The following is a 7023-nucleotide window of genomic DNA, read 5'->3' as shown; positions in this document are numbered from 1 at the left end:
GATGACGCAGGTGGGACCGTGGTCCCAGGCAGATAAGCTGACCGACGATGCAGGTGGGACCGTGGTCCCAGGGAGATAACCTGACCGGCGATGCAGGTGGGACCGTGGTCCAAGGCAGATAAGCTGACAGATGACGCAGGTGGGACCGTGGTCCCAGAGAGAATATTCAGGCCAGTTATGTTTTCTGGCCTGTGAGAAAGGAAATGAAGTAAAGGGAGATCACCGTAGAATAATGCGTGTCCGCATCAGACTCCTGGTTTCTCAAGCTCCTTAAGAATGGCTTCTATTTTCTCTATACACTCCGCAGGAATGCGGGACTTATCCAGGTTAAGCACCATTTTATCGCCCTTATACAATGCTGTTGCCCCTGGAGCAAACTGATGACGTGAGCTCAGATTAACTCTTGATGCGGGAGATTGTTTCAGTACGGATGTTAAAAGACTAATGACCTCTTCAGCTTCAAAGATTAGTCCCGCTTTCTTCTGATCGTGGAGAGTCTCAGCCTGCTGCTTCAGTAATTCTTCTTTATCTGCAAAAGCCTTCTGAAGGGCTTCACCTGACCGGGCAGACAGTTCTCCAGGATGTGCAAACAGGGCAACAACGGATTTAGGCAGTTTGGCCGTATTAATACAGCGGGTAATGATCTTACGAGAAATGTTTTCCGCATCGGCAAGCGCAGAAATATTTCCTGCAAACTCATTCTGCAGCCGGCTTGTATAACGCAGGCCACGTTCATAAGCACTCGTCGGCCGATAATCGTTACCCAGTCGGGACAATGCAGCCATCTGCTCATCGTCCAGTTCACCAACCAGAACGCGATAATCACTTTCCGTCAGGATTGCGGCTTTACGGCGACGGCTGCCGTCTGCAATTTCTATGACATCAGAAACCCGGCGGCCGAAAGCTGGAGTCTGCTGACCGGTCAGTAAAAATGAAGGAATGAGATCATCCAGAGCATCTTCGGTAAGTAGTTCCTGATCGCGCTCATTGCCTGACCATACGCGTGAAGCGCTCTCAACAGAGTCTCCCCGGAGCACCTCAAGGGTAAATTTTACTTCCCGTCCACTTACCGGAAGAGAGATTGCATTACCGCGGGCCATAGCACCCACGCGCGCAATTAATGAATCCACCATCGGCGCGGCCGGCGCCGGTGATGAAGTATCTTCAGTCGATTGAGTATGTGTGGTATGTCTTGGAATGACAGGAGCACGCTTCATTATCTAATCTCCCAGCGTGGTTTAATCAGACGATCAAAAATCTCATTGCAAACAGGCTCCCAGATAGAGAGGGCATTACGCCAGGCACCGGTTGAAGAACGTTGATCAATAGCCTGTTCAAAAACGGTTCTCATACGGATCTGACCTTTGCCGACTTCATCCGTTTCGCGCACAACATTTTTAAGGACCATGCTTCCCCAGGCATCCCGAATTTGTTCTTCCATCCACGGGGACTGCGAGCCATTATTATTACTGTATTTGGTAAGCAGAATACGGACATCTGGCTCGAAGCCTTTAAGATCCACGTTCTTAAGCAGGTCACGAAGCATATCGAAAAACTGCAGTGCGGAGGTGTAGTCGAACAGCTCTGCCGGAGTAGGGACAATCAGAACATCAGCAGCGCATACAACATTTATCGTACCGATACCAAGGTTGGGTGCGCTGTCGATAACTATCACGTCATAATCATGAGCGACAGTTTCAATGGCCAGACGGAGCATCAGGTGCGGGTCAGCAGGTAATTTGCCTTCGTCAAATTTCCCCATCAGCTCGGTTTCAATGCGGTGCAGTGCCAGACAGGACGGGATGATATCAAGGCCAGGCCAGCAGGTGGGCTTTATAGCGTAGCTGGCGTCATCCTTTTCCCCAAGATAAAAGGGCAGGAGAGTGTCCTCAGCATGAATATGAAGATCGGGCACCCATCCGTGATACATAGAAGCAGTTCCCTGTGGGTCATTGCCTTCAACAAGCAGAACACGGAGTCCTTTCAGAGCAAGATCCTGAGCCAGGTGAACGGATACTGAGGTTTTGTAAACACCACCTTTGTGAGCTGCAACGCCAATCACCGGCGGAAACGCATCTTCAGCACGGCGCAGTCGTGTACCAAATACATCCCGCATGTGATTGATTTGTTCGATGGTATAACCAACGCGTTGCTCAACTCTCCCACGGGTTTCCATATCAGGGTGCGGCAGCCGGCCAGCTTTCTCGGCATCCCTGATAGCCTGAGATGACACGCCAACTAAATCTGCCGCTTCACCAATCCTCCAGCGCCGGGTTATTTTCCGGGCTTCCGGACTGTCATCATTAAACTGTGCAATGGCGATTGCTTTCGTCATTTCATGACCAGCACTTATGCACTGGTTGAGTGTATCCATGAGTCCCATACTGAACATCCTTTAATCATCACTTTGCATTATTTTATTAAATCTTGGAATTTATTGCAAAGCAACAATAAAATCGCAAAGTGCACGAAAAAGTGCAAAGTGAACCACATTGGGTAATGAAAGAACGCAGGGGATTACAAAAGAGTACATACCGCAGTCAATATTAATCACTGCCGCTCGCCGCAGTAAGCGATCTCACACAGTGAGAAAGCGGCGAGGAAGCGGAAAATCACAGAATTCACAGATTGCACGTACGTCGGGTTGCTAAAGATGGCTCGGGATCAGCCAGTTATAATGAAATTGACTGCGGTATGTAATATATTGACTATGGTATGATGCTTACCGCATCTGTGTCGAGGAAGAGGAAAGACGACTCAGCATACCGCAGTCAATGTTTCATTGTTGTACCTGTAGATCTCAATCTTCCAGAGCGTATTCAGGAAAATAAGGCCAGGGTTCTGGATATCTGGTGTGGCGCTTCCGGGCTTGTATCTGGGTTATTCATGGTCTCGATCCAATAATTGATCCCAAGGAGATCATAATGAGATCCAAAAGAGATCCCCGGATCGCTCCAGCATGCGCTGTAACTGGCTTTAACGTCTGTCTGGATCGACTGTGGAATGTAAAATGTTGACTGTTATATGCATAATCTAATACTGTGATATGCAACGGTATTTACTGAGGTATGTATATCCGTTGACTGCGATACGTATTACTACATCCTTTTGTGGATAACCGTTGAGGATCAAGATGACGAGCGAAAATAACAGCTTACTTCTGAACCTTCAGGAGGTTGATAAGACAACCGGTGAAGTTGTTAAGCTGGATGTCAACAGCACCAGTACCGTGCAGCCAGTAGCGCTCATGAGACTCGGTCTCTTCGTCCCAACTCTGAAATCAACAGGGAAGAGCAAGGCGAACCGGAAAAACGTTACAGACGCGACTGAGGAGCTTGTACAGCTGTCCATTGCCAAAAGCGAAGGATACACTGACGTTAAGATCACCGGTTCGCGTCTTGATATGGACACGGATTTTAAAGTCTGGCTGGGGATAATTCGCTCCATGTCGGAGTATGGGGTAAAAAGTGACACCCTGGAACTGTCGTTCGTCGAATTCGTTAAGATGTGCGGATTTGACTCCCGTCGTTCAAACAAAAAAATGCGCGATCGCATCAGTAATTCCCTGTTTAAACTCGCCTCGGTTACGCTGAAGTTCCAGAGCGAGACCAAAGGATGGACCACACATCTGGTGCAGTCAGCCTATTATGACATCAACGAGGATATCGTTGAGATCAAGGCTGAACCTAAGCTGTTTGAGCTTTACCACATGGACAGAAGGGTACTGCTGCGGCTGAAAGCCATTGACGCCCTGCAGCGCAAGGAATCAGCCCAGGCGCTTTATACCTACATCGAAAGTCTTCCCCAGAATCCTGCACCTATTTCCATGAAACGGATGCGTGACCGGCTGAATCTCACCTCAAATGTCTATACGCAGAACCACACGGTACGTAAGGCGATGGAGCAGCTGCGGGATATTGGTTATCTGGATTACACTGAGTTTAAACGTGGCCGAGCCACCTATTTCAGCGTGCATTATCGCAACCCCAAACTCATCAGTGGTCCTGTGAAGGTTCCGCGCAAAGAGGAAGAAGAGAAGGCGCCAGAGCAAAATTATGACGAAGTCATTAAGGCGCTGAAGGCTGCTGGCATCGATCCCCTTAAACTGGCCGAAGCTCTCTCAGCGATGAAGCCAGAAAATTGACTGCGATATGCATAACATGACTGCCGGATGCCGCTAAGGACATTCCATTGACTGTGATATGCATCACGCATACCGCAGTCAATATGTGTTCTCCATCATGTCTGCCATGATCGAACAATATTGACTGTCATATGTGATTTCAGGCCGTGATACGCAGATATTGACTACGGTATGCGGGTTTAACGGCGATATTCCCAGGTCTGTGCACTGCTCCACACGTGTTAACATGCCACAGTCAATTTTTCAGTAAAGCTCTATACCCCTTACGAAAATCTCAATCGGATGCTGAGACGGTCATGTTACCTGACGGTATCCGTTCCCCTGTGTATTGCAGGTTTAGCCCGGCAGGATGAGACTGCAGCTGTCTGTATAACCCGGCGCCAGCTTCACACTGCTAAATGCGAACAGGAGACCGATGGCAGAAGGGAGTGAGCCACAGGGGTGAATGACTTTCGCAATTAACGGGATGATTCACTGAGCTTTCAGGAAACAATACACTGTGGGATGTACGGCCTGTGTCCTGTCTTGTCTGCGGTATGTCGATGCCTGCAGGCTTGCAGGTCACCGTGCAAGACCACGGCTGTTCAGTCATCCGAATGATGTCCTGGTGTGCTGGAGCAGGGAGGGGCACTGAATGCGCTCTGCTCCTGTATTTCGTATTAGCGGAATACAGGACGTCATGCCAGGGCCGTCAATCTCAGCCGGCCGGGGGCAGGGAGCGAAGGATCTCCGCGGCATCTCGCCCATCACCGGTAAAGGGAACGGCCAGGGTGGCAGCCATGTCCAGCGCAAATACCCGGGTATAGACTTCCATCGAGCGCGGATCCTTATGCCCGGCCAGTGCCTGGATGACCTTCCTGGGCTGCCGGTGATAAAGCATGTGCATAATATAGCTGTGACGGAAAGTATGCGGCGTCACGGGGATCGAAAAATGCACGCCGTCAGCTTCAGCCCGCTTCACCGCCTGTTTCAGCCAGTTGCGCATTGTCTCATCCGTGACCGGCCATAACGGCTCACGCCGGCGGGGGCGGGTGGTGACCATCCAGCTTTCCATCTGACGCACAAAACTGGCATCCGTCAGCGGTACCAGACGCACTTCATCTTTTGGCGGCCGGCCACGACGTGCCCGCACTTTTTCCGACAGCACCCGAACAAAAGGGCGCAGACCATCCAGGTCGAACGATTCCGGGGTGAGCGTCCGGGCTTCACCGATACGGATCCCGGTATTCCACATGGTGGCGAACAACATGTGGTGACGCTGGTCAGGCATATACCAGAGGAGGGCGCTCACTTCCGGCGCCAGGAGGTAAGCCGGCGTGGCACCTGTTGAGGTGGCCATCCGCCGGAGTGCCACCGCGGTCGCAAAATCAACGCCCGGGGCGATCGGCAGCAGGGAGACGCGTTCTGGTGAATTCTGCAAGGGAATGATGCTGTTCATGAGTTATTTTTCACGTAGCGCACGCACTGTTTATGGATACAGGTATTTTGCACCTGACGGGCCGATCCTGCCATGACAATAAATCGCAGCGCGCGGATCCTTTTGTTGTCTTATCCCGCATTATTGCGGGTAAAACCAAATACGTAAAGGATCCTTTTTCTGCTCAGATCCTCCATGAAGCCAGTAATGACGCGGGTTGATGGCTGTTTTACGGTTTTTGGGAGAATTGGAGTAATGCCAGGATGTACATGTTAGGCAGGAAAAAGAAGAGAAGAGAGCGCTACGCGATTTCCGGCCTGGTACACCCGGCTTTGTTGAATAAATCAGATTTCGGGTAAGTCTCCCCCGTAGCGGGTTGTGTTTTCAGGCAATACGCACGCTTTCAGGCATACCTGCTTTCGTCATTTTGTTCAGCGCTCGTACCAGGGCCATAGCCTCCGCAACCTGACCATCGTAGTCACGCAGCGTCAGTGAACCCCCGAACAGCTGTTTTACCCGGTACATCGCCGTTTCCGCTATCGAGCGACGGTTGTAATCTGTTGTCCATTTCCACCGCGCATTACTCCCGGTCATTCGCTGATTAGCCACTGCACGGTTACGGTCTGCATATTCACCGGGCCAGTAACCCGCACCTTTTCGGGGAGGGATAAGCGCGCTGATTTTCTTACGCCGCAGTTCATCGTGACATAGCCGGGTATCGTAAGCGCCATCGGCGGCGGCTGACCTGATTTTCCGGTGGGTTTGCCGGATTAACCCGGGGAAGGCCTCTGAGTCCGTAACGTTGTTCAGCGACAGGTCAGCGCAGATGATTTCATGTGTTTTACTGTCAACGGCGAGATGCAGCTTACGCCAGATACGGCGGCGTTCCTGGCCATGCTTTTTGACTTTCCACTCGCCTTCACCGAAGACCTTCAGCCCGGTGGAATCAATTACCAGGTGTGCGGTTTCACCCCGGGTGGGCGTTTTGAAACTGACATTAACCGACTTTGCCCGCCTGCTGACACAGCTGTAATCCGGGCAGCGTAGCGGAACGTTCATCAGAGAAAAAATGGAATCAATAAAGCCCTGCGCAGCGCGCAGGGTCAGCCTGAATACGCGTTTAATGACCAGCACAGTAGTGATGGCAAGGTCAGAATAGCGCTGAGGTCTGCCTCGTGAAGAAGGTGTTGCTGACTCATACCAGGCCTGAATAGCTTCATCATCCAGCCAGAAAGTTATGGAGCCACGGTTGATGAGGGCTTTATTGTAGGTGGGCCAGTTGGTGATTTTGAACTTTTGCTTTGCCACGGAACGGTCTGCGTTGTCGGGAAGATACGTGATCTGATCCTTCAACTCAGCAAAAGTTCGATTTATTCAACAAAGCCACTTTTGCTTTGCCACGGAACGGTCTGCGTTGTCGGGAAGATACGTGATCTGATCCTTCAACTCAGCAAAAGTTCGA

At 50.8% G+C, this 7023-nt stretch carries 5 protein-coding genes; 1 reads left to right on the top strand and 4 read right to left on the bottom strand.

Features of this window, described 5'->3' with window-relative positions; translation table 11 throughout:
- Window positions 1–245 precede the first annotated feature (245 nt).
- Window positions 246–1217, bottom strand: a complete 972-nt coding sequence (locus GF617_RS25950) for a ParB/RepB/Spo0J family plasmid partition protein (RefSeq protein ID WP_004206785.1) — start codon at window positions 1215–1217, stop codon at window positions 246–248.
- Complete coding sequence (sopA, locus tag GF617_RS25945) at window positions 1217–2383, bottom strand: plasmid-partitioning protein SopA (protein ID WP_000523812.1); 1167 nt, start codon at window positions 2381–2383, stop codon at window positions 1217–1219. Before sopA ends, GF617_RS25950 begins: the two co-directional genes overlap by 1 nt.
- Window positions 2384–3133: 750 nt before the next feature.
- Between sopA and GF617_RS25940 the strand changes: the two genes are divergently transcribed.
- The gene (locus GF617_RS25940) at window positions 3134–4144 is read left to right on the top strand and encodes a RepB family plasmid replication initiator protein (RefSeq protein WP_000200070.1); all 1011 of its coding nucleotides are present in this window, start codon (window positions 3134–3136) and stop codon (window positions 4142–4144) included.
- 697 nt (window positions 4145–4841) lie between these two features.
- Here the strand turns inward: GF617_RS25940 and GF617_RS25935 are convergent.
- Both GF617_RS25935 and GF617_RS25930 read right to left on the bottom strand, forming a co-directional pair.
- On the bottom strand, window positions 4842–5582 hold the full coding sequence (locus GF617_RS25935) for a tyrosine-type recombinase/integrase (protein ID WP_001515717.1): 741 nt from the start codon (window positions 5580–5582) through the stop codon (window positions 4842–4844).
- Between the two features lie 363 nt (window positions 5583–5945).
- On the bottom strand, window positions 5946–6914 hold the full coding sequence (locus GF617_RS25930) for an IS5-like element IS903B family transposase (RefSeq protein ID WP_023307223.1): 969 nt from the start codon (window positions 6912–6914) through the stop codon (window positions 5946–5948).
- Between the last annotated feature and the right edge of the window lie 109 nt (window positions 6915–7023).

Origin of the sequence: Lelliottia sp. RWM.1, assembly GCF_016859735.1 — a bacterium.
GTDB lineage: Bacteria > Pseudomonadota > Gammaproteobacteria > Enterobacterales > Enterobacteriaceae > Enterobacter.
Note: the sequence above shows the minus strand (reverse complement) of the source record. Positions and strands in the feature narration are given on the sequence as shown.